The organism is Streptomyces sp. NPDC059989, assembly GCF_042736975.1.
Classification (GTDB): Bacteria; Actinomycetota; Actinomycetes; order Streptomycetales; family Streptomycetaceae; genus Streptomyces.
Genome location: NZ_JBHWUO010000015.1, coordinates 158691 through 179596 on the forward strand (window position 1 = coordinate 158691; position 20906 = coordinate 179596).

General features: G+C 68.0%; 16 protein-coding genes and 1 tRNA gene. 6 read left to right on the forward strand and 11 right to left on the reverse strand.

Annotated features, from left to right (window positions below; genetic code table 11):
- The first annotated feature begins 107 nt into the window (after positions 1–107).
- The 5 genes from ACFWBN_RS16330 to ACFWBN_RS16350 all read left to right on the forward strand — a co-directional run bounded on the left by ACFWBN_RS16330 (position 108) and on the right by ACFWBN_RS16350 (position 4858).
- A complete protein-coding gene (locus tag ACFWBN_RS16330; protein WP_385176947.1) occupies positions 108–1001 on the forward strand; it encodes a peptidoglycan-binding protein in 894 nt (297 codons plus the stop codon).
- Positions 1002–1059: 58 nt separating this feature from the next.
- On the forward strand, positions 1060–1341 hold the full coding sequence (locus ACFWBN_RS16335) for a hypothetical protein (RefSeq protein WP_385176949.1): 282 nt from the start codon (positions 1060–1062) through the stop codon (positions 1339–1341).
- Positions 1338–1601 (forward strand): hypothetical protein, encoded by a 264-nt coding sequence (locus ACFWBN_RS16340; protein ID WP_385176951.1) that lies wholly within the window; start codon positions 1338–1340, stop codon positions 1599–1601. The genes ACFWBN_RS16335 and ACFWBN_RS16340 overlap by 4 nt, the downstream gene beginning before the upstream one ends.
- A 126-nt stretch (positions 1602–1727) precedes the next feature.
- The gene (locus ACFWBN_RS16345; RefSeq protein WP_385176953.1) at positions 1728–4184 is read left to right on the forward strand and encodes a YfhO family protein; all 2457 of its coding nucleotides are present in this window, start codon (positions 1728–1730) and stop codon (positions 4182–4184) included.
- A gap of 203 nt (positions 4185–4387) precedes the next feature.
- Positions 4388–4858, forward strand: coding sequence for a hypothetical protein (locus ACFWBN_RS16350; RefSeq protein WP_385176956.1), 471 nt, complete (start codon positions 4388–4390; stop codon positions 4856–4858).
- A gap of 140 nt (positions 4859–4998) precedes the next feature.
- Here the strand turns inward: ACFWBN_RS16350 and ACFWBN_RS16355 are convergent, their stop codons facing one another.
- The 11 genes from ACFWBN_RS16355 to ACFWBN_RS16405 all read right to left on the reverse strand — a co-directional run bounded on the left by ACFWBN_RS16355 (position 4999) and on the right by ACFWBN_RS16405 (position 19253).
- Positions 4999–8898: a DNA-directed RNA polymerase subunit beta' gene (locus ACFWBN_RS16355; protein WP_385176958.1), complete on the reverse strand. Its 3900-nt coding sequence runs from the start codon at positions 8896–8898 to the stop codon at positions 4999–5001.
- 97 nt (positions 8899–8995) lie between these two features.
- A complete protein-coding gene (rpoB, locus tag ACFWBN_RS16360; RefSeq protein WP_385176960.1) occupies positions 8996–12478 on the reverse strand; it encodes a DNA-directed RNA polymerase subunit beta in 3483 nt (1160 codons plus the stop codon).
- A gap of 555 nt (positions 12479–13033) precedes the next feature.
- Positions 13034–13414, reverse strand: a complete 381-nt coding sequence (gene rplL, locus ACFWBN_RS16365; protein ID WP_385176962.1) for a 50S ribosomal protein L7/L12 — start codon at positions 13412–13414, stop codon at positions 13034–13036.
- A gap of 110 nt (positions 13415–13524) precedes the next feature.
- Entirely contained in the window at positions 13525–14055 is a 531-nt protein-coding gene (gene rplJ, locus ACFWBN_RS16370; protein ID WP_385176964.1) for a 50S ribosomal protein L10, read from the reverse strand.
- Between the two features lie 262 nt (positions 14056–14317).
- Positions 14318–15229, reverse strand: a complete 912-nt coding sequence (locus tag ACFWBN_RS16375) for a hypothetical protein (protein ID WP_385176967.1) — start codon at positions 15227–15229, stop codon at positions 14318–14320.
- A 49-nt stretch (positions 15230–15278) separates the two neighbouring features.
- A complete protein-coding gene (locus ACFWBN_RS16380) occupies positions 15279–16166 on the reverse strand; it encodes an LppX_LprAFG lipoprotein (protein WP_385176969.1) in 888 nt (295 codons plus the stop codon).
- 200 nt (positions 16167–16366) lie between these two features.
- Entirely contained in the window at positions 16367–17095 is a 729-nt protein-coding gene (gene rplA / locus ACFWBN_RS16385) for a 50S ribosomal protein L1 (RefSeq protein ID WP_266996557.1), read from the reverse strand.
- Between the two features lie 89 nt (positions 17096–17184).
- A complete protein-coding gene (rplK, locus tag ACFWBN_RS16390) occupies positions 17185–17619 on the reverse strand; it encodes a 50S ribosomal protein L11 (RefSeq protein ID WP_266905484.1) in 435 nt (144 codons plus the stop codon).
- 170 nt (positions 17620–17789) lie between these two features.
- Positions 17790–18707: a transcription termination/antitermination protein NusG gene (gene nusG, locus ACFWBN_RS16395; protein ID WP_385176972.1), complete on the reverse strand. Its 918-nt coding sequence runs from the start codon at positions 18705–18707 to the stop codon at positions 17790–17792.
- An 85-nt stretch (positions 18708–18792) separates the two neighbouring features.
- A complete protein-coding gene (gene secE, locus ACFWBN_RS16400; RefSeq protein WP_030825982.1) occupies positions 18793–19074 on the reverse strand; it encodes a preprotein translocase subunit SecE in 282 nt (93 codons plus the stop codon).
- A gap of 106 nt (positions 19075–19180) precedes the next feature.
- A tRNA-Trp gene (locus ACFWBN_RS16405) sits at positions 19181–19253 on the reverse strand.
- Positions 19254–19446: 193 nt separating this feature from the next.
- Here ACFWBN_RS16405 and ACFWBN_RS16410 point away from each other — a divergent pair.
- Complete coding sequence (locus ACFWBN_RS16410; protein ID WP_385176974.1) at positions 19447–20673, forward strand: pyridoxal phosphate-dependent aminotransferase; 1227 nt, start codon at positions 19447–19449, stop codon at positions 20671–20673.
- Positions 20674–20906: the final 233 nt, after the last annotated feature.

Genomic DNA, 20906 nt, shown 5'->3' on the forward strand with positions numbered 1-20906 from the left:
GTCTGGGGCGGAGCCCCAGCAACGGCGCCGCACCCGCCCGCCCCATCCACACCGAGCCCCGAGCCGAGCCCCCGGCCGGGGCTTTCGCATGCCCGAAGGAGACCCAGATGGCCACCCCACTCACCGCCGACACCCTCCTCGCCGCGCTCCGCGCAGAAGGGGTAACCGTCCAAGAACACCCCGGCTGGCGCACCCACAACCGCAACCACAAGGGCGCCTGGGGCCCGGTCAACGGCATAGTCGTCCACCACACCGTCAGCACCGGCACGACCGGCAGCGTCGCCCTCTGCCGCGACGGCTACGACGAGCTCCCCGGCCCCCTCTGCCACGGCGTCATCGACAAGGCCGGCACCGTCCACCTGATCGGCCACGGCCGCACCAACCACGCCGGCCTCGGCGACGGCGACGTCCTGGACGCCGTCGCCGCCGAGACCTCGCTGCCCGCCCCCCGCCGCAACGACACCGACGGCAACGCCCACTTCTACGGCTTCGAGTGCGTCAACCTCGGCAACGGCAGCGACCCCTGGCCCGACGCCCAGCTCGACGCCATCGAGCGCGCCTCCGCAGCCCTGTGCCGCGCCCACGGATGGCAGGCCGCCTCCGTCATCGGCCACAAGGAGTGGACCAACACCAAGGTCGACCCGCGCGGTTTCACCATGGAGTCGATGCGCTCCCGCGTCGCGGCCCGCCTCTCCGGCGCCCCGGGCCAAGGCGGCGGCTCCACCCCGCCGCCCGCCCCGGACGCACCCCGCCACCAGCCCTTCCCGGGCGCCGGCTTCTTCACCGCGGCCCCGAACTCCCCGATCGTGACCGCCATGGGCCGCCGCCTGGTCGCCGAGGGCTGCTCCGCGTACTCCGTCGGCCCCGGCCCCCAGTGGTCGGAGGCCGACCGCCGCTCGTACGCCCGCTGGCAGCAGAAGCTCGGCTTCCGCGGCGCCGACGCCGACGGCTGGCCCGGCCGTACCTCCTGGGACGCCCTCAAGGTCCCGTACTCCGGCTGACCGGCCCCGCGGCACCACACGAACGCAAGAACGCAAGAACGCACGAAAGAAGGCCCCCATGTCCGAAGCCGGCAAGCGCACCCTGCGCACCGTCCTCCAGACCGCCCTGGCGATAGCCGTCCTGCTGCCCGCCGCCGTGGACGCCTCCGGCATCCCCGCGACCCTCCCCTGGGCGGCCGCCGCACTGGCCGCCGCCGGCGCCCTCACCCGGGTGATGGCCGTGCCGGGCGTACAGGCCCTGCTGCCCGGCTGGCTCCGAACCGAGCAGCCCCACGACGCCGATCGCGAGCTGCGCGTCCTGCTCGCCCGCGACCCGCGGGACGAGGAGGACCGTGCATGATCGAGCCCGCCCAGCCCGACCCGCTGTCCGTCGCCGTGGAACTGGAACGGCTCCGCGGCACCATGGAAGCCGGCTTCGCCCGGGTCGACGGCTCGCTCGCGCTGCTGGTGCAGCGCAGTGACCAGACCGACCGCCAGCTCGCCGACCACGAGTCCCGGCTCGACGCCCTGGAGCGCTCCCGCTGGCCACTCGCGAGCGTGACCGCGCTGGCGGCCGTCTCCGCGGTCGCCGTCACCGCTTGGCAGATCAGCGGCCAGTAGCACGTAAGCCCGGGGTTCCCGGGCGGCCCGCCCCCGCGGGCCGCCCGGCCCGGGCGACCTAAACTGGCCGCTTGCCCCGGCGCGGGGGCGAGACGTCGATCAGCAGGGAGCAGGACATTGGGGACCGTGGCACCGGAGCAGACCACAGTCGAAGCTCCTCCCCCCGATCGGGACCGGCCGCCGGTCCCCCGCCGCGCCGCCCGGCTGTACGGACCCCTGCTGGCCTTCCTGATCACCTCGGCCGCCTTCTGCGCGGCCTGGGTGGCCCGCGGCACCTTCCCCTTCGGCAACACCGGCCGGGCCATCAACGACCAGGCCAACCAGTACGTGCCCTTCCACCGCGCGCTCTGGGACCTGGTCCACGGGCAGGCGGCCGGCGACGTGCTCTTCAGCTGGCGCGGCGGCTTCGGCCAGCAGTTCCTGTCCGACTACTACACGTACCTCGGCAACCCCTTCTCCTGGCTGACCGTCCTGGTCCCCCGCGCCCACGTGGACCTGGCCGTCTTCGCGCTGACCCCCCTCACCATGGGCACCGCCGCCGCCCTGATGACGGTGTACCTCGGCAAGCTCCACCCCGGCCCGTGGTGGCAGCGCGGGGTCCTCGGAGCCACGTACGGCCTGTGCGGCTGGGCGCTCAGCGACGCCTCGTACATCCCGATGTGGCTGTGGGGCCTGGTCGCCCTCCCCCTCCTCGGCATCGCCGTCGAGTGGTGCCTGGAGGGGCGCCGCTGGCCGGGCGTGGCCCTGCTGGTCGCGCTCGCCTGGTTCGGGAACTTCTACACCGCGATGATGGCCACGATGGCCGCCTGCATCCTGCTGGCGATCCGCCTGGCCACCCGCGAGATGACGGCCCGCGACCGGCTGCGTGCCCTGTGGCGGGCGGCGACGGCGGCCGGGACCGGGATCCTGCTGACCCTCCCCCTCCTCCTCCCGTCCTTCCTGTCGAGCGGCGCCGCTCAGCCCACCAAGGCCGCCGCCTTCGATCCGGTCCGCATCGAGGTCTTCCTGGCCGGCATGCTCCCGGCCACCCACCTGTGGGGCGGCCGCCCGCGCCTCTACGTGGCCTCGCTGGGCCTGATCCTGGCCGGCAGCTTCCTCCTCAACACCCGGATCGCGAAGCGGACCCGCCTGGTGTGGGCGGCCGCGATCCTCCTCGTCGCCGCCTCCTTCCAGTTCCCGCCCACGCAGTACGTGTGGCACGGGCTGGCGGTGCCGAACGGCAACCCGTACCGCGAGGCCTTCGTCTTCAGCGGCATGGTGGTGATCGTCGCCTGGCTGGCCCTCGCCAACCGCCCGCGCCCGCTCCACCTGGCCCTGGCCGCCGCCCTGCTGGTCGCGGCCACCTTCGTACTGCGCCACACCGACGACTTCGGCGGCTGGACCTGGCCCGCCGTGCTGGGCGGCGGCGCCGTCTCCCTGCTCGCGCTGCTCCTCCTCTCCCTCGGGGAGAAGCGCCGCTACCTGATCCCCGTCGCGGCCGTCCTCATGGTCGGCGTCGTCTTCGCCGAGTCCACGGTCGCCGCGGCCGGCGCGGACGCCCGCCGGGCCCGCGAGCGCTGGGCGAAGCCGACCGCCACCTCGAACCGGTCGATCACCGACCACTTCGCCGCGGTCCGCGAGGTGTCCGGCTGGCCCGCGTACCGGACCGACTCGGGCGCGCCGCAGACCTCGTACAACGACGCCCTCGCCCTGCAGGCGGAGGGCCCGCAGTACTACAGCAGCTACCTCCCGGAGGCCACCTACCAGGCCCTGGAACCCCTCGGCTTCGGCTTCAAGAACGACGGCCGCACCTTCTTCGGCGCCGACAACCCGGTCCTCGACGCGATCTTCTCGATCGGCGCCCGAGTCCGCCCCGGAACCGCCCCGAACACCTGGACGGCCTCGAAGTTCCCGGCTCCCCCGCTGGTCACGGTCCGCTCGGCCCCCTACACCTCGCCCAACCCGGCGGACAGCATCTACGCCCGCCAGGAGAACGTCCTGGGCGCCACCGTCTACCAGGTCCCGCAGGTCACCCGCGGCGGCAGCGCCACCGACCAGACCTACACGGCCCGCTGCACCCCCGGCTCCGAGGCCTACTGGTACTCCCCGGCCCTCTACGGCACCCTCGCCTCCGGCGGCACCGCAAAGCCCCTGGAGGACCTGATGACGGGGGTCACCCCCCTCGGCAAGGTCCCCGCATCGGGCCAGGTCGACGTCACCGTCAACACCCGCACCCAGAGCGCCACGGCCGGCGACCACCCCCTCGGCTGCCTCGACCGCGCGGCCCTGGACCGCACGGTGACCCACCTGACCACCACCGGCGCCACCAAGGTCACAGCGGGCGGCCACACCATCGAGGCCACCCTCCCCGAAGCCACCACGGGCACGGCCGTCTTCGCCATGACGAACATCCCGGGCTGGCAGTGCTCGTCCCCGATCAAGGACTTCCACGGCCTGGTCTCGCTCCCCCTGGAGCCGGGCACCACCAAGGTCTCCTGCACCTTCACCCCCAAGGGCTTCACCGCCGGCCTGTCGGCCGCCGCACTCGGCCTGATGCTCCTCATCGCCGGCGCGGTGGCCGCGGTACGCCGCCGCCCCGCCTGACCCCGACCGCGGCTTCCTCCTGAGAACCCGTGCCAGACGGAACACGGTCCAGCCCGGCCGTTGGGCCCACAACCCAAGCTCGAAGGCGAAGAGCAGTCGCAGGGCCGGTCGGCCGGCGTTGAAGGGAACGCAAGCCCAGGCAACATCCTGACCTCTTCTTTTATCCCTGAGACCGGGCAGCGACCGTCTCCTATGCTCTGGCCGTGGATGGATATCAGGGCCTGACTGCATTGATCGAATCGGCCTGGGAGGAGCTGAACAGCTCCGATGCGGGCCGCCGGGACCTGTGCCTCGATGTCGTCAGCGACGTCCTGGAGACAGGCCGTCTGGCGCAGAACGACGTCGAGCGGGCCGTCGAGCGTCTCGCCACCGTCGCGCTCTCCGGCGAGAGCTACGAAGTGCGGGAGTCCGCGCTGCACGCAGTCTGCACGGCCTCCACGCACTACGAACTTCCCTACCGAGTGGTGGAGCCGCTCGCAGCCGGGGCAGACGGCTTCGAACCCTTGCTCCTCGCCTACGTCCTGGCCGTCCTCGGCTGCACTCACGACCAGGCAGCGCTGCCGATCGTCGAGCGGTTCCTCCACCACCCCCACTCCGAGGTCCGCCGGGAGGCCTCGGAGGCGGTGACGGAACTCCACTGGCACCGAGAGTCAGCCCAGGACAAGACGGCGTAGTTCCTGCGGCTCAGCGGCTCATGGGTTAAGGCAACTTCATTGGCCGGGGCAGGCCCCCACAACCCCCGCGGGAACGAAGAAGCCCCCCGCCGCTCCTCTCGGAGTGGCGGGGGGCTTCTCACTTACTGCCTTCTGCGACCTCAGCCGTTGTACGGGCCGTAGTCGTAGTCCTCCAGCGGGACGGCCTGGCCGGAGCCGGTGCCGAAGGGCGAGTAGTCGATGTCGTCGTAGCCGACGGCCGAGTACATCGCGGCCTTCGCTTCCTCGGTGGGCTCGACCCGGATGTTGCGGTAGCGGGCGAGGCCCGTACCGGCCGGGATGAGCTTACCGATGATGACGTTCTCCTTGAGGCCGATGAGGCTGTCGGACTTGGCGTTGATCGCCGCATCCGTCAGGACTCGGGTCGTCTCCTGGAAGGAGGCGGCCGACAGCCAGGATTCCGTCGCCAGCGAGGCCTTGGTGATACCCATCAGCTGCGGACGGCCGGAGGCGGGGTGACCGCCCTCGGTGACCACACGACGGTTCTCGGTCTCGAACTTCGACCGCTCGACCAGCTCGCCCGGCAGGAGCTCCGCGTCGCCGGACTCGATGATCGTCACGCGGCGCAGCATCTGCCGGATGATGATCTCGATGTGCTTGTCGTGGATCGACACGCCCTGCGAGTTGTAGACCTTCTGGACTTCGCCGACCAGGTGGACCTGGACGGCACGCTGGCCGAGGATGCGCAGCACGTCGTGCGGGTTGGTGGCACCCATGGTGAGCTTCTGGCCCACCTCGACGTGGTCGCCCTCGTGCACGATGACCTTGGCGCGCTTCGAGATCGGGAACGCCGTCTCGTCGCTGCCGTCGTCGGGCGTGATGACGATCTTCTTCGTCTTCTCGGTCTCCTCGATCCGCACGCGGCCGGCGGCCTCGGAGATCGGGGCGACACCCTTCGGGGTACGGGCCTCGAAGAGCTCGACGACACGCGGCAGACCCTGCGTGATGTCGTCACCGGCCACACCACCGGTGTGGAAGGTACGCATCGTCAGCTGGGTACCGGGCTCACCGATGGACTGGGCGGCGATGATGCCGACCGCCTCACCGATGTCGACCAGCTTGCCGGTGGCGAGCGAGCGTCCGTAGCAGAAGGCACAGGTGCCGACCGCGGACTCACAGGTCAGGACCGAGCGGGTCTTGACCTCCTCGACGCCGTTGGCGACCAGGGCGTCGATGAGCACGTCACCGAGGTCGACGTTGGCCGGCGCGATGACCTTGCCGTCGATGACGACGTCCTCGGCGAGCATGCGGGCGTAGATCGAGGTCTCGACGTCCTCGGCCTTGCGCAGCACGCCGTCCTCGCCGCGAACGGCGATCTTCAGCTTCAGACCGCGCTCGGTGCCGCAGTCCTCCTCGCGGATGATCACGTCCTGCGAGACGTCCACCAGACGACGGGTCAGGTAACCCGAGTCGGCGGTACGCAGGGCGGTGTCCGCCAGACCCTTACGGGCACCGTGCGTGGAGATGAAGTACTCCAGAACGGTGAGGCCCTCACGGAAGGACGCCTTGATCGGACGCGGGATGGTCTCGTTCTTCGCGTTCGACACCAGACCACGCATACCGGCGATCTGTCGCATCTGCATCATGTTTCCTCGGGCACCCGAGTCAACCATCATGAAGATGGGGTTCGTCTTGGGGAAGTTCGCGTTCATCGCCTCGGCAACCTCGTTGGTCGCCTTGGTCCAGATCGCGATGAGCTCCTGCGTGCGCTCGTCCTTGGTGATCAGACCGCGCTCGTACTGCTTCTGGACCTTCTCGTCCAGCTCCTCGTAGCCCTTGACGATGGCCTTCTTGGCCTCGGGCACGACGACGTCGGAGATGGCCACGGTGACGCCCGAACGGGTCGCCCAGTGGAAGCCGGCCGCCTTCAGGTTGTCGAGCGTCGCCGCCACGATGACCTTGGGGTAGCGCTCCGCCAGGTCGTTGACGATCTCGGAGAGCTGCTTCTTGCCCACCGAGTAGTCGACGAACGGGTAGTCCTCGGGCAGCAGCTCGTTGAAGAGCGCGCGGCCCAGGGTGGTGCGCAGACGGAAGCTGTCGCCCGGCTGGAACTCCTGCTCGCCTTCCTCGGCGACCGGCGGCACCCAGCCACGCGGCGGGATGGTGCCCACCGGGAAGCGGATGTCGACGGACGACTGGAGCGCGAGCTCGCCGTTGTCGAACGCCATGGTCGCCTCGGCCGTGGAGCCGAACGCGCGGCCCTCGCCCTTGACGTCACGGAGCTCACCGTCGGTGGTCAGGAAGAACAGACCGAGGACCATGTCCTGGGTCGGCATCGTGACCGGACGGCCGTCGGCCGGCTTGAGGATGTTGTTCGAGGACAGCATCAGGATGCGGGCCTCGGCCTGCGCCTCCGCGGAGAGCGGCAGGTGCACGGCCATCTGGTCACCGTCGAAGTCCGCGTTGAACGCGGTGCAGACGAGCGGGTGGATCTGGATGGCCTTGCCTTCGACCAGCTGGGGCTCGAAGGCCTGGATGCCGAGGCGGTGCAGCGTGGGCGCACGGTTCAGCAGAACCGGGTGCTCGGCGATGACCTCTTCGAGCACGTCGTACACGACCGTGCGGCCGCGCTCGACCATGCGCTTCGCCGACTTGATGTTCTGCGCGTGGTTCAGGTCGACCAGGCGCTTCATCACGAACGGCTTGAAGAGCTCCAGCGCCATGGCCTTGGGCAGACCACACTGGTGCAGCTTCAGCTGGGGACCGACGACGATCACGGAACGCGCGGAGTAGTCCACGCGCTTGCCGAGGAGGTTCTGACGGAATCGACCCTGCTTGCCCTTGAGCATGTCGCTCAGGGACTTCAGCGGACGGTTGCCGGGACCGGTCACCGGACGACCACGACGACCGTTGTCGAAGAGGGCGTCCACGGCCTCCTGAAGCATGCGCTTCTCGTTGTTCACGATGATCTCGGGGGCACCGAGGTCGAGGAGACGCTTCAGACGGTTGTTGCGGTTGATCACGCGGCGGTACAGGTCGTTCAGGTCGGAGGTCGCGAAGCGGCCACCGTCCAGCTGCACCATCGGACGCAGGTCCGGCGGGATCACCGGCACGCAGTCCAGAACCATGCCCTTGGGGCTGTTGCTGGTCTGCAGGAACGCGGAGACGACCTTGAGGCGCTTGAGCGCACGGGTCTTCTTCTGGCCCTTGCCGGTACGGATGATCTCGCGGAGGCGCTCGGCCTCCTCCTCGAGGTCGAAGGACTCCAGGCGCTTCTGCAGCGCCGCGGCACCCATCGAACCGTCGAAGTACGTACCGAAGCGGTCACGCAGCTCGCGGTAGAGCAGCTCGTCGCCCTCGAGGTCCTGGACCTTGAGGTTCTTGAAGCGGTTCCACACCTCGTCGAGGCGGTCGATCTCGCGCTGGGCGCGGTCACGGAGCTGCTTCATCTCGCGCTCGGCGCCTTCGCGCACCTTGCGGCGCACGTCGGCCTTGGCGCCCTCGGCCTCGAGCTCGGCCAGGTCGGTCTCGAGCTTCTTGGCACGGCCTTCGAGGTCCGCGTCACGGCGGTTCTCGATCTGCTGGCGCTCGACGGAGACGTGCGCCTCCAGCGACGGGAGGTCGCGGGTGCGGCGCTCGTCGTCCACGAACGTGATCATGTACGCGGCGAAGTAGATGACCTTCTCGAGGTCCTTCGGCGCGAGGTCCAGCAGGTAGCCAAGGCGCGACGGGACGCCCTTGAAGTACCAGATGTGGGTGACGGGAGCGGCAAGCTCGATGTGGCCCATCCGCTCACGGCGCACCTTGGCGCGCGTGACTTCGACGCCACAGCGCTCACAGATGATGCCCTTGAAGCGGACACGCTTGTACTTGCCGCAGTAGCACTCCCAGTCCCGGGTAGGACCGAAGATCTTCTCGCAGAAGAGTCCGTCCTTCTCGGGCTTGAGGGTGCGGTAGTTGATGGTCTCCGGCTTCTTGACCTCGCCGTGCGACCAGGTTCGGATGTCGTCCGCGGTGGCAAGGCCGATCCGCAGCTCGTCGAAGAAGTTGACGTCGAGCACTGTGCGTCAATCCCTCTTTCGGGGTCGAGTCTCAATCATGGTCTGAACGGTCCCGGGGATGACGGGGGGCTCTCTCAGGAGCCCCCCGTCAGGCCCGTCAGACCTCTTCGACGCTGCTCGGCTCGCGCCGGGACAGGTCGATACCGAGCTCCTCCGCCGCGCGGAAGACGTCCTCGTCGGTGTCGCGCATCTCGATGGACATGCCGTCCGAGGACAGCACCTCCACGTTGAGGCAGAGCGACTGCATTTCCTTGATGAGCACCTTGAAGGACTCGGGAATGCCCGGCTCGGGGATGTTCTCGCCCTTGACGATGGCCTCGTAGACCTTCACGCGGCCGGTCACGTCGTCGGACTTGATCGTCAGCAGTTCCTGGAGGGCGTACGCGGCGCCATAAGCCTCGAGCGCCCACACCTCCATCTCGCCGAATCGCTGACCACCGAACTGCGCCTTACCACCCAGCGGCTGCTGAGTGATCATCGAGTACGGACCGGTCGAACGGGCGTGGAGCTTGTCGTCGACCAGGTGGTGCAGCTTGAGGATGTACATGTAGCCGACCGAGATCGGCTCCGGGAACGGCTCGCCGGAGCGGCCGTCGAACAGGCGCGCCTTACCGGTCGGGAGCACCATGCGCTCGCCGTCGCGGTTCGGGATGGTGTGCTGCAGCAGGCCGGCCAGCTCGTCCTCGCGGGCGCCGTCGAACACCGGGGTGGCGACGTTGGTACCGGGCTCGACCTTGTCGGCGCCGATCACCTGGAGGCGCTGCGCCCACTCGTCCGCCAGACCGGAGACGTCCCAGCCGCGGCTGGCGAGCCAGCCGAGGTGGATCTCCAGGACCTGTCCCGGGTTCATTCGGGACGGGACACCCAGCGGGTTCAGGATGATGTCGACCGGAGTTCCGTCCTCGAGGAACGGCATGTCCTCGATCGGAAGGATCTTCGAAATAACACCCTTGTTGCCGTGACGGCCGGCGAGCTTGTCACCATCGGTGATCTTGCGCTTCTGGGCGACGTAGACGCGGACCAGCTGGTTCACGCCCGGAGGAAGCTCGTCGCCCTCCTCGCGGTCGAAGACGCGGACACCGATGACCTTGCCGATCTCACCGTGAGGAACCTTGAGCGAGGTGTCACGCACCTCGCGGGCCTTCTCACCGAAGATCGCGCGGAGCAGGCGCTCCTCCGGGGTCAGCTCGGTCTCACCCTTGGGCGTGACCTTGCCGACCAGGATGTCGCCGGCGACGACGTCCGCACCGATGCGGATGATGCCGCGCTCGTCGAGGTCCGCGAGGACCTCCTCGGAGACGTTCGGGATGTCCCGGGTGATCTCCTCGGGGCCCAGCTTGGTGTCACGGGCGTCGACCTCGTGCTCCTCGATGTGGATCGAGGAGAGGACGTCGTCCTGCACGAGGCGCTGCGACAGGATGATCGCGTCCTCGTAGTTGTGACCTTCCCACGGCATGAACGCGACGAGCAGGTTCTTGCCGAGGGCCATTTCGCCCTCTTCGGTCGCCGGACCGTCGGCGAGGACCTGGGCCTCGATGATCCGGTCACCCTCGTTGACGATGACCTTCTGGTTGACCGAGGTGCCCTGGTTCGAGCGGGAGAACTTCGACACGCGGTACGTGGTGTACGTGCCGTCGTCGTTGGCGACGGTGATGTAGTCGGCCGAGACCTCCTGGACGACACCGTCCTTCTCCGCCTTGATCGAGTCACCGGCGTCGACCGCACAGCGGTACTCCATGCCGGTGCCGACGAGCGGGGCCTCCGCCTTGATCAGCGGAACGGCCTGGCGCATCATGTTCGCGCCCATGAGGGCACGGTTGGCGTCGTCGTGCTCCAGGAAGGGGATCATCGCGGTCGCGACGGACACCATCTGGCGCGGGGAGACGTCCATGTAGTCGACGTCGTCGCCGGCGATGTAGTCGATCTCGCCACCACGACGGCGAACCAGAACGCGGTTCTCGGTGAAGCGCATGTCGTCGGACAGGCCGGCGTTGGCCTGGGCGATGACGAAGCGGTCTTCCTCGTCGGCCGTGAGGTAGTCGACCTCGTCCGTGACGACACCGTCGATGACCTTGCGGTACGGGGTCTCGATGAAGCCGAACGGGTTGATCCGGCCGTAGGAGGCCAGCGAGCCGATCAGACCGATGTTCGGGCCTTCAGGGGTCTCGATCGGGCACATGCGGCCGTAGTGCGACGGGTGAACGTCACGGACCTCGAAGCCGGCCCGCTCACGGGACAGACCACCCGGGCCGAGGGCGTTCAGACGACGCTTGTGCGTCAGCCCCGACAGCGGGTTGTTCTGGTCCATGAACTGCGACAGCTGGCTGGTGCCGAAGAACTCCTTGATGGAGGCGACGACCGGCCGGATGTTGATCAGGGTCTGCGGCGTGATCGCCTCGACGTCCTGGGTCGTCATGCGCTCGCGCACGACGCGCTCCATACGGGCGAGACCCGTACGGACCTGGTTCTGGATGAGCTCACCGACGTTGCGGATACGACGGTTGCCGAAGTGGTCGATGTCGTCGGTCTCGACGACGATCTCCCGGCCCGACTCGCCGACCGTCTCGGTCTCACCGGCGTGCAGCTTGACCAGGTACTTGATGGTCGCGATGACGTCGTCGGTGGTGAGCACACCGGCGTCGAGCGGCTCGTCGGCGCCGAGCTTCTTGTTCACCTTGTAGCGGCCGACCTTCGCGAGGTCGTAGCGCTTCGGGTTGAAGTAGAGGTTCTCGAGCAGCGTCTGAGCGGCCTCGCGGGTCGGCGGTTCGCCCGGACGCAGCTTGCGGTAGATGTCGAGCAGCGCGTCGTCCTGACCCTGGGTGTGGTCCTTCTCCAGGGTGGCGCGCATGGACTCGTACTCGCCGAACTCCTCGAGGATCTGCTCGGTGGTCCAGCCGAGAGCCTTCAGGAGGACGGTGACGGACTGCTTGCGCTTGCGGTCGATGCGGACACCGACCATGTCGCGCTTGTCGATCTCCATCTCCAGCCAGGCACCCCGGGACGGGATGATCTTGGCGGAGAAGATGTCCTTGTCGGACGTCTTGTCGATGGAGGAGTCGAAGTAGACACCGGGGGAGCGGACAAGCTGCGACACGACGACACGCTCGGTGCCGTTGATGACGAAGGTGCCCTTGTTGGTCATGAGCGGGAAGTCGCCCATGAAGACCGTCTGAGACTTGATCTCTCCGGTCTCGTTGTTCGTGAACTCGGCCGTGACGAACAGCGGAGCCGCGTACGTGAAGTCGCGCTCCTTGCACTCGTCGACAGAGTTCTTCGCCGGCTCGAAACGGTGGTCGCGGAAGGTCAGCGACATCGACCCGGAGAAGTCCTCGATCGGCGAGATCTCCTCGAAGATCTCTTCCAGACCGGACTTGGTGGGGACGTCCTGTCCACTCTCAAGCGCCGACTCGACGCGAGACTTCCAGGCTGCATTGCCGAGCAGCCAGTCAAAGCTCTCGGTCTGCAGCGCCAGGAGGTTCGGAACCTCGAGGGGCTCCTTGATCTTTGCAAAGGAGATGCGCAGCGGGGCGGTGCTGGCACCGGTGTTCGTATTGGTCGAGGCGTTGCGCGAGGCGGCCAAGAGGGGGTCCTTCCGAGGGCTCGGACTCACTACGCGCGTACCGGTCCCAGCCGACACAGAAGACAGACGCTCCCGTTCTGGCCGAAAGACCAGGTCAGGGCGGATCAATCAGGTGTGCTCGAGCGTGGGCATGACCCTGGCGACGGGCAGGGGTCAGCTAACAGGCAGCGCAAAGGGTCAGTGTAGCCACTTGGCTCACTGATGTCCAGACCAGGTTTCCGGAAACCGGCAACAGGCCTTCCCCTTGTAGTCCAACACGTGCGGCCCTCGTACACAGAGCGCGTATCAGTACTGCCCTCTTCGTAGTCGATCCATGCCTCGGATCTCGGATCGAGGTGGTCGAGCTTGCGACGGGTCTGAGAATTGCGCGCCCGGTCCCGTTCGTCAAGGCCCCCTGCTCCGAGCGGATCATCTGCGGACCCTGCTTCGAGGCAACGAAGATCACCCTACTCCCCAACGAGAGCAGGGCAAGTCAGGCACTGCGGGTACGCCAAAGGGCGACCACCCTTACGGGTGATCGCCCCTGGTTGGGGCCTCAGAGAGGCCCCAGAGGTGTTACTTGACCTCGACGGCCGCACCGGCGCCCTTGAGGGACTCGGCAGCCTTCTCGGCGGCCTCCTTGGTGACCTTCTCGAGAACGGGCTTCGGGGCGCCGTCCACGAGGTCCTTGGCCTCCTTGAGGCCCAGGGAGGTCAGCTCACGCACGACCTTGATGACCTGGATCTTCTTGTCGCCGGCGCCGGTGAGGATGACGTCGAACTCGTCCTGCTCCTCAGCAGCCTCGGTGACGGCCGGGCCGGCCGGGCCGGCAACGGCGACGGCCGCGGCGGCGGTGACGTCGAACTTCTCCTCGAAGGCCTTCACGAACTCGGAGAGCTCGATGAGGGTCATCTCCTCGAACTGGGCGAGGAGGTCGTCCTGAGAGAGCTTCGCCATGATGGGCGATCCTTCCACTAATTCGGCAGGTGCCGGATGTATAGAGAGGCGGGCGTAACGGCCCGCTACGACCCACGCACTAGGCGGCGTGGATCAGTGCGCGAGCCGAATTACTCGGCACCGCCCTGCTCGGCGAGCTTGACGCGAAGCGCTTCCGCAGTGCGGACGAACTTCGACGGCAGCGCCTGGAAGAGCGAGGCAGCCTGAGACTGCTTGCCCTTGAACGCGCCGGCCAGCTTGCTGAGCAGAACCTCGCGGGACTCGAGGTCCGCAAGCTTCTTGATGTCATCGGCGGAGAGCGCCTTACCATCAAGGACACCCGCCTTGATGATCAGGTTGGGGTTGTCCTTGGCGAAGTCACGCAGGCTCTTCGCCGACTCCACCGGGTCACCGGTGATGAAGGCGACCGCGGTCGGACCAGCGAAGTGCTCGTCCAGCGCGGTGATCCCGGCCTGGTTGGCCGCAATCTTGGTCAGCGTGTTCTTCACCACGGCGTACTGGGCGTTCTCACCGAGCGAACGACGCAGCGTCTTGAGCTGCGCCACGGTGAGACCCCGGTACTCGGTCAGCACGGCGGCGTTCGAGCTCTGGAACGCGTCCTTGAGCTCGGCTACCGCGGCAGCCTTGTTGGGCGTCGGCATAGTGCGTCAGCCTCCTTCCGGGTGATGAGGACCGCTCAGAAGGGGCTGAAATACGAAACGCCCCGGCGCAGGCGCCAGGGCGTAGCTCAACCGGAACGAATCCCGGGAACTTTCCACAGTCACCTGCGCAGGACGTCCGCACTCAGCGGATCCTTCGGCCACCGCTCCCTTGCGGGCACGGCAACGACCAGCGGTCTTTGGCTTCCGGGGAAGCATACGTGAAGCGGTCGAGCCAAGGCAAATCGTCCCTCTCGGGACCCCCTCAGGACCGCTTCAGACCGCCCAGTCCGGCGTCCTTGAGCGTCTGATCGGCCTCGTCCAGCTTCCGGTCGGTCTCCTTGAGGCTCTCGTCGATGCCCTTCATGACCTCGTCGAAGTCGGCCACCTGGTCCGCGGGCGGCGCCACGACCGGCAGGGCCGTGCCGTAGTCGGAGAACTTGGCCGAGATCTTCGTCGCGCCCGTGACCTTGGCGATCGTCCGCACCGCGTCGACGCGGACGGGGTAGCCGGCCTTGCCGATCCACAGGTCCACTTCCAGGCCGGCGACGTCCTTCACCGCCTCGCGGAGGTACTGGCGGTTCGCCTCCTCCATCACCTTGGTGGACTCGTCCGCCTTGAGCAGGTCCGCATGGGTGAAGGTGCCCTTGAAGTGCTGGGCCTCGGCGCCGTCGATCTGCTCCGCGCCGACGAGCGTGAGCTTCTCCTGGCCCAGCAGCAGCGCGAGGTACTCGGCCGGGTCGTCGTTGAGCTGGTACCGGGGCTTGCCGTCCTTGTTCAGGTTCATCTTCATCCAGGACTTGCCCTGTACCGGCTTGTCCGTGTGGGTGTAGATGCTGTCGCCGATCATGAGCTGGTTCCCGGACTCCGAGCCCTTGCCGTCGATGCCGGTGGTGGACGGGTACCAGCCCTTCGTCCCGGTGATGTGGTCCGGCTTGCCGTCGCTGCCGGTGATGGTCATGTCCATCGCAGCGACCCTGGCGGGCACCGTCTTCAGGTACGACGCCTTCACCGCGTCCGCGGGCGTCGGGGTCTTGGCCTCCGCGGCCTTGGCCCCGTCCGCGCCGCCCTTGGCGTCCCCGCCGGCCTTGTCGCCCCCGCAGGCCGTGAGGCCGCCCACGAGCAGTGCGGCCCCCGCCGCGGCGACGCCGGCCCGGGTCAGGACAGCCTTGTTCATTCGTTCTCCCCCATGTGCCGATCTCCGTACTGCGGTGGTGCTGCGCCGATCAGGCGGCGCCCTCGCCCGAGTCCTTCACCATCTCGGCCAGGTCGATGACCTGCTCGGCCGGCGGCGCGGTGATCTCGACCGGCTTGTTGATGTCCAGGAACTTGATGGTCATGTCCATCGGGCCGGAGCTGCCCGCGGCCCGGGTGCGGACCTGCTTGGCCTGGCCGACCTCGTCGATCCAGATGTCCATGGTCAGGGACTTGATGCCCTCGTCCTCCAGCGACTTGACGCTCTTCTCCCGGCGCTCCTTGGCCTCGGGGGTGGAGGCGGCGCTGGCGGCCCGCAGCTCGTCGATCGTGACGGTGCCTGCGAGGTGCGTCGTCTTCTGGCCGTCGACGGTCTCCTCGCCGACCGTCTTGAGGTCCTTGGCGGTGCTCAGGCCCGCGGCCGCGTCGCCCGGGTTCTGGCCCTGCTGGGCCGAGCCGAGCGCGTCCAGCTCCTTGGCCTGCTCGGGGGCCAGGGTCTTGAGGTCGAACTTCAGCCACTTGCCGTCGGAGCCCAGGTACATGGCACCGTCGATCAGGCGGATGCCGACCTTCTCGCCCGGCTTCTCGGGCGAGTCCATCGTCATCGCCATGGCCACGGACGGCTTGAGCCGCATGGAGACCTCGCCGGTGACCTTCTGTCCCGCGGCTTCGCCGACCATGGCGTAGCGGAGGGAGGTGATCTCCTCCGACTTCTTCTTGGTGCCCTCCAGGAGGGCGACCGGGCTCGCCTCGGCGGCGCCCTTGGCAGCCGGCGCGGACGGCGAAGCGGTTGCACCGGCCCCGGCCCCCGCCGCCTTGCCCGAGTCTTCCTTCTTGCCGTTCTCACACGCCGTGGCCCCGCCCACGAGCAGTACGGCGGCCAGCGCGGCGCCGACGGTCTTCTTCCGGTACACAGACACGGAGGTCCCCACCCCTTGATTGATCGACTACGTGAGTCGACCATACGTTCACCGATCATCCACATGCGCGGGTTTTAAGCCCCGATCGAGGGACATGTGGCCCTAAACACGGAAACGGGCCCCCCGCCACCCCGTGAGGGGGGCGAGGGGCCCGTTCAGCCACTCGGTGAGCCTGGACGGCCGGGAAGCCGTCAGAGGGCTCAGACCGCGGCCGGGTCTTCCTCGACGAGGAGGTTCCGGGTGCGGTTCGAGTCCAGCTGGATGCCGGGACCCATCGTGGTGCTCAGGGCGGCCTTCTTGATGTAGCGGCCCTTCGCGGCGGACGGCTTCAGACGAAGGATCTCGTCCAGGGCCGCGCCGTAGTTCTCGACCAGCTGCTCATCGGAGAAGGAGACCTTGCCGATGATGAAGTGCAGGTTCGAGTGCTTGTCGACGCGGAACTCGATCTTGCCACCCTTGATCTCGGTGACAGCCTTCGCGACGTCCATCGTGACGGTGCCGGTCTTCGGGTTCGGCATGAGGCCACGGGGACCGAGCACGCGGCCGAGGCGGCCGACCTTGCCCATGAGGTCCGGGGTGGCCACAACGGCGTCGAACTCGTTCAGGCGGTTGCCCTTGGCGATCTCGTTGATCAGCTCGTCGTCGCCGACAATGTCGGCGCCGGCGGCTTCCGCGGCCGCAGCACGGTCACCGGTCGCGAAGACCAGGACCCGGGCGGTCTTGCCGGTGCCGTGCGGGAGGTTCACGGTGCCACGCACCATCTGGTCGGCCTTGCGCGGGTCGACACCCAGGCGGAAGGCGACCTCGACGGTGCTGTCGAACTTGGTCGCGGAGGTCTCCTTGGCGAGACGGACGGCCTCGAGCGGGGCGTACTGCTTCTCCCGGTCGATCTTGGCGTCCGCAGCGCGGAGAGTCTTGCTGCGCTTCACTTCTGCTCCTGTGTTGTGGCTTCAGGCATGGAGTCGTGGTGCGGACCAGCGCTTGGTCCTACCACTGGTGGTGCTGGAGGGTGGCTGGATCAGCCTTCGACCGTGACGCCCATCGAGCGCGCGGTGCCGGCGATGATCTTCATCGCGGCATCGACGTCGTTGGCGTTCAGGTCGGGCATCTTCAGCTCGGCGATCTCGCGGACCTGGGCGCCGGAAAGCTTGGCGACCTTGGTCTTGTGCGGCTCGCCGGAGCCCTTCTCGATGCCCGCGGCCTTCAGGATGAGGCGCGCGGCCGGCGGAGTCTTGGTGATGAAGGTGAAGGAACGGTCGTCGTAGACCGTGATCTCCACCGGCACGACCATGCCACGCTGCGACTCGGTCGCGGCGTTGTAGGCCTTGCAGAACTCCATGATGTTGACGCCGTGCTGACCGAGCGCGGGGCCGACCGGCGGAGCCGGGTTGGCCGCACCGGCCTTGATCTGGAGCTTGATGAGCCCCGTGATCTTCTTCTTCTTGGGAGGCATTGCTCTCTCCGGGTCCTAGTGAGAGTTTTTCGCCGCCAACCGGTCATCCGGATGGAGGCATACCGCACCACGATAACGGGTATCGGTGCGGGGCTAAAAACCGAGCAGGTCAGACCGCCCTTCGAGGGGCGATCTGACCTGTCCGGAAGCTGTGTCTCAGAAGCGGTGGATCAGTTCTTCTGGATCTGGTCGAAGCTGAGCTCGACCGGGGTCTCGCGGCCGAAGATCTCGACGAGACCCTTGACCTTCTTCGAGTCCGGGTTGATCTCGTTGATCGTGGCCTGCAGCGTCGCGAACGGGCCGTCGGTGACGGTGACCGAGTCGCCGACCTCGAAGTCCAGGACCTCGATGGTGCGCTTGACGGCGGGAGCCGGCAGACCGGCAGCCTCGGCGGCGGCCTTCTCGGCCTTCTCCTTGGCCTCCGGCGCGAGCATCTTGACGATCTCGTCCAGGGTCAGCGGGTACGGGTCGTACGCGTTGCCCACGAAGCCGGTGACGCCAGGCGTGTTGCGGACGACGCCCCAGGACTCGTTCGTCAGATCCATGCGGACGAGAACGTAACCGGGCAGCTTGTTCTGCCGGACGTTCTTGCGCTCGCCGTTCTTGATCTGGACGATCTCTTCCTCGGGCACCTCGGCCTGGTAGATGAACTCCTCGACGTTCAGCGAGACGGCACGCTGTTCGAGGTTCGCCTTCACGCGCTTCTCGTAGCCGGCGTAGGTGTGGATCACGTACCACTCGCCGGGCAGGAGGCGCAGTTCGTCGCGCAGGGCCTGGATGGGGTCGACGGGCTCGGCGGGCTCGACCTCGGCGGCCTCCTCGTCGGCCGCGGCCTCGACGTCGCCCTCTTCCTCGGCTTCGTCGGCGTCGTCGGCAGCCGCCTCGACCTCGGCGTCGTCCTCGATCTCGGCGTCAGCCTCGGTCTCGTCCTCGACGTGCAGCGCAGCCTCTTCGGCGGCGACCCCCGCCTCGGCGTCGGCGAGCTCGGCCTCATCGGGCTCCACAGCGTCTGCCGCCTCGACGATGTCGAGCTCGTCCTCGACGGACTCGACGGAGTCGTGGCTCACGTTCAGGTTCGGGTCAGACACGGTGGCTGCTTCTTCCTGGAATACAAAAGGTGGTGGAACATGCGAAAACGGGCGGCACCCATCAAGGCGCCGCCCTCCGCGGGGATCAGCCGAAGACGAACTTGATGGCTTCCTGGAACCCATAGTCAATCACGGTCACCAGACCGATCATGATGACCACGAAGACAATCACCACGGTGGTGTACGTCGTGAGCTGGTTGCGAGTGGGCCATACAACCTTGCGGAGTTCCGCGACGATCTGGCGGTAGAACAGCGCGAGCCGGCCCAGAGGACCCTTCTTGCCGCGCTTGCCGCCCTTGCGGGCCTTCTTCTCGCGAGTCTCGTCCTCGGCGTCAGGCATGTCGATGGAGCCCAGGGCGTCCGTCACGTCTCTCACCTGAATCCGGGTCGTGGCCGTACCGCGCCCGGTTGCGCCGCACGGCGTTGCATCGAAGTACGTACCTGCGCACACACATCCGAGAAGGAGTGTGGAGCAGGGCCGGAGGGACTCGAACCCCCAACCGCTGGTTTTGGAGACCAGTGCTCTACCAATTGAGCTACGACCCTTTGCGTCCCCCAACCTACCGCATCCGGGCGAGTGCACGGAGTGCTCACGCTCTGGAGCGGCTGGCGAGGTCCAACGACAGGTGAGTGTACGTGAACCGGGCCCTGACGTCGAACAGAACCCGACCCGGTATCCGCCGGTCCGGTAACTGAAACGGTGTGCGGCGCTTCTGGGCCGTCTGGGACGATTGCTCGCATGACCTCTGCAACGCCTTCCTCCGAGCGCCGGGTGTCCGCCCGTATCGGCGCCATTTCCGAGTCCGCCACCCTCGCCGTCGACGCCAAGGCCAAGGCCCTCAAGGCCGCCGGGCGCCCGGTGATCGGCTTCGGCGCGGGCGAGCCCGACTTCCCGACCCCGGACTACATCGTCGAGGCCGCGGTCGAGGCCTGCCGCAACCCGAAGTACCACCGCTACACGCCGGCCGGCGGCCTGCCCGAGCTCAAGGCCGCGATCGCCGCGAAGACGCTGCGCGACTCCGGCTACGAGGTCGACGCGTCGCAGGTCCTGGTCACCAACGGCGGCAAGCAGGCGATCTACGAGGCCTTCGCCGCCATCCTGGACCCGGGCGACGAGGTCATCGTCCCGGCTCCGTACTGGACCACCTACCCCGAGTCGATCCGCCTCGCCGGCGGTGTCCCGGTCGAGGTCGTCGCCGACGAGACCACCGGCTACCGCGTCTCCGTGGAGCAGCTGGAAGCGGCCCGCACCGAGCGCACGAAGGTCGTCCTCTTCGTCTCCCCGTCCAACCCGACGGGCGCCGTCTACACCGAGGCCGACGCCGAGGCGATCGGCCGCTGGGCCGCCGAGAAGGGCCTGTGGGTCCTCACGGACGAGATCTACGAGCACCTCGTCTACGGCGACGCGAAGTTCGTCTCGCTCCCCGCGATCGTCCCCGAGCTGGCCGACAAGTGCATCGTCGTCAACGGAGTCGCCAAGACGTACGCGATGACCGGCTGGCGGGTGGGCTGGATCATCGGCCCCAAGGACGTGGTCAAGGCCGCGACGAACCTGCAGTCGCACGCCACCTCCAACGTCTCCAACGTGGCCCAGGTCGCGGCGCTCGCCGCCGTCTCCGGCAACCTGGACGCCGTCCACGAGATGCGCACCGCCTTCGACCGCCGCCGCCAGACGATCGTGCGGATGCTGAACGAGATCGACGGCGTCGTCTGCCCGACCCCCGAGGGCGCGTTCTACGTGTACCCGTCGGTCAAGGCCCTCCTCGGCAAGGAGATCCGCGGCAAGCGCCCGCAGACCTCCGTCGAGCTCGCGGCCCTGATCCTCGACGAGGTCGAGGTCGCGGTCGTCCCGGGCGAGGCCTTCGGCACCCCGGGCTACCTCCGCCTCTCGTACGCCCTGGGCGACGAGGACCTGGTGGAGGGCGTGTCCCGCGTCCAGAAGCTCCTGGCCGAGGCCAAGGCCTAGCCCTAGCGCGGCCCGCAGCCAAACCTGAGCGGCGTCTCCCCGAAGGGGGCGGCGCCGCTCAGGCATGTTCGGGATGCGGAGGGCGGCCGCTGCGCGGGGCTCCCGAGCTCTGCCCGGACCCGCGCCTCAAACGCCGGCGAGGCTGAAGATGCCCGGCGGCATCAGCCGAATCCAGCCCCGCCGGCGTTTGAGGCGCGGGGTCTGGGGCGGAGCCCCAGGGAACGGTGGAAGGG

Coding starts and splice junctions, on each gene's coding strand:
- ACFWBN_RS16330 (WP_385176947.1), top strand. CDS start 108: ATGGCCACCCCACTCACCGCCGACACCCTCCTCGCCGCGCTCCGCGCA.
- ACFWBN_RS16335 (WP_385176949.1), top strand. CDS start 1,060: ATGTCCGAAGCCGGCAAGCGCACCCTGCGCACCGTCCTCCAGACCGCC.
- ACFWBN_RS16340 (WP_385176951.1), top strand. CDS start 1,338: ATGATCGAGCCCGCCCAGCCCGACCCGCTGTCCGTCGCCGTGGAACTG.
- rplL (WP_385176962.1), bottom strand. CDS start 13,414: ATGGCGAAGCTCTCTCAGGACGACCTCCTCGCCCAGTTCGAGGAGATG.
- rplJ (WP_385176964.1), bottom strand. CDS start 14,055: ATGCCGACGCCCAACAAGGCTGCCGCGGTAGCCGAGCTCAAGGACGCG.
- ACFWBN_RS16375 (WP_385176967.1), bottom strand. CDS start 15,229: ATGAACAAGGCTGTCCTGACCCGGGCCGGCGTCGCCGCGGCGGGGGCC.
- rplK (WP_266905484.1), bottom strand. CDS start 17,619: ATGCCTCCCAAGAAGAAGAAGATCACGGGGCTCATCAAGCTCCAGATC.
- ACFWBN_RS16410 (WP_385176974.1), top strand. CDS start 19,447: ATGACCTCTGCAACGCCTTCCTCCGAGCGCCGGGTGTCCGCCCGTATC.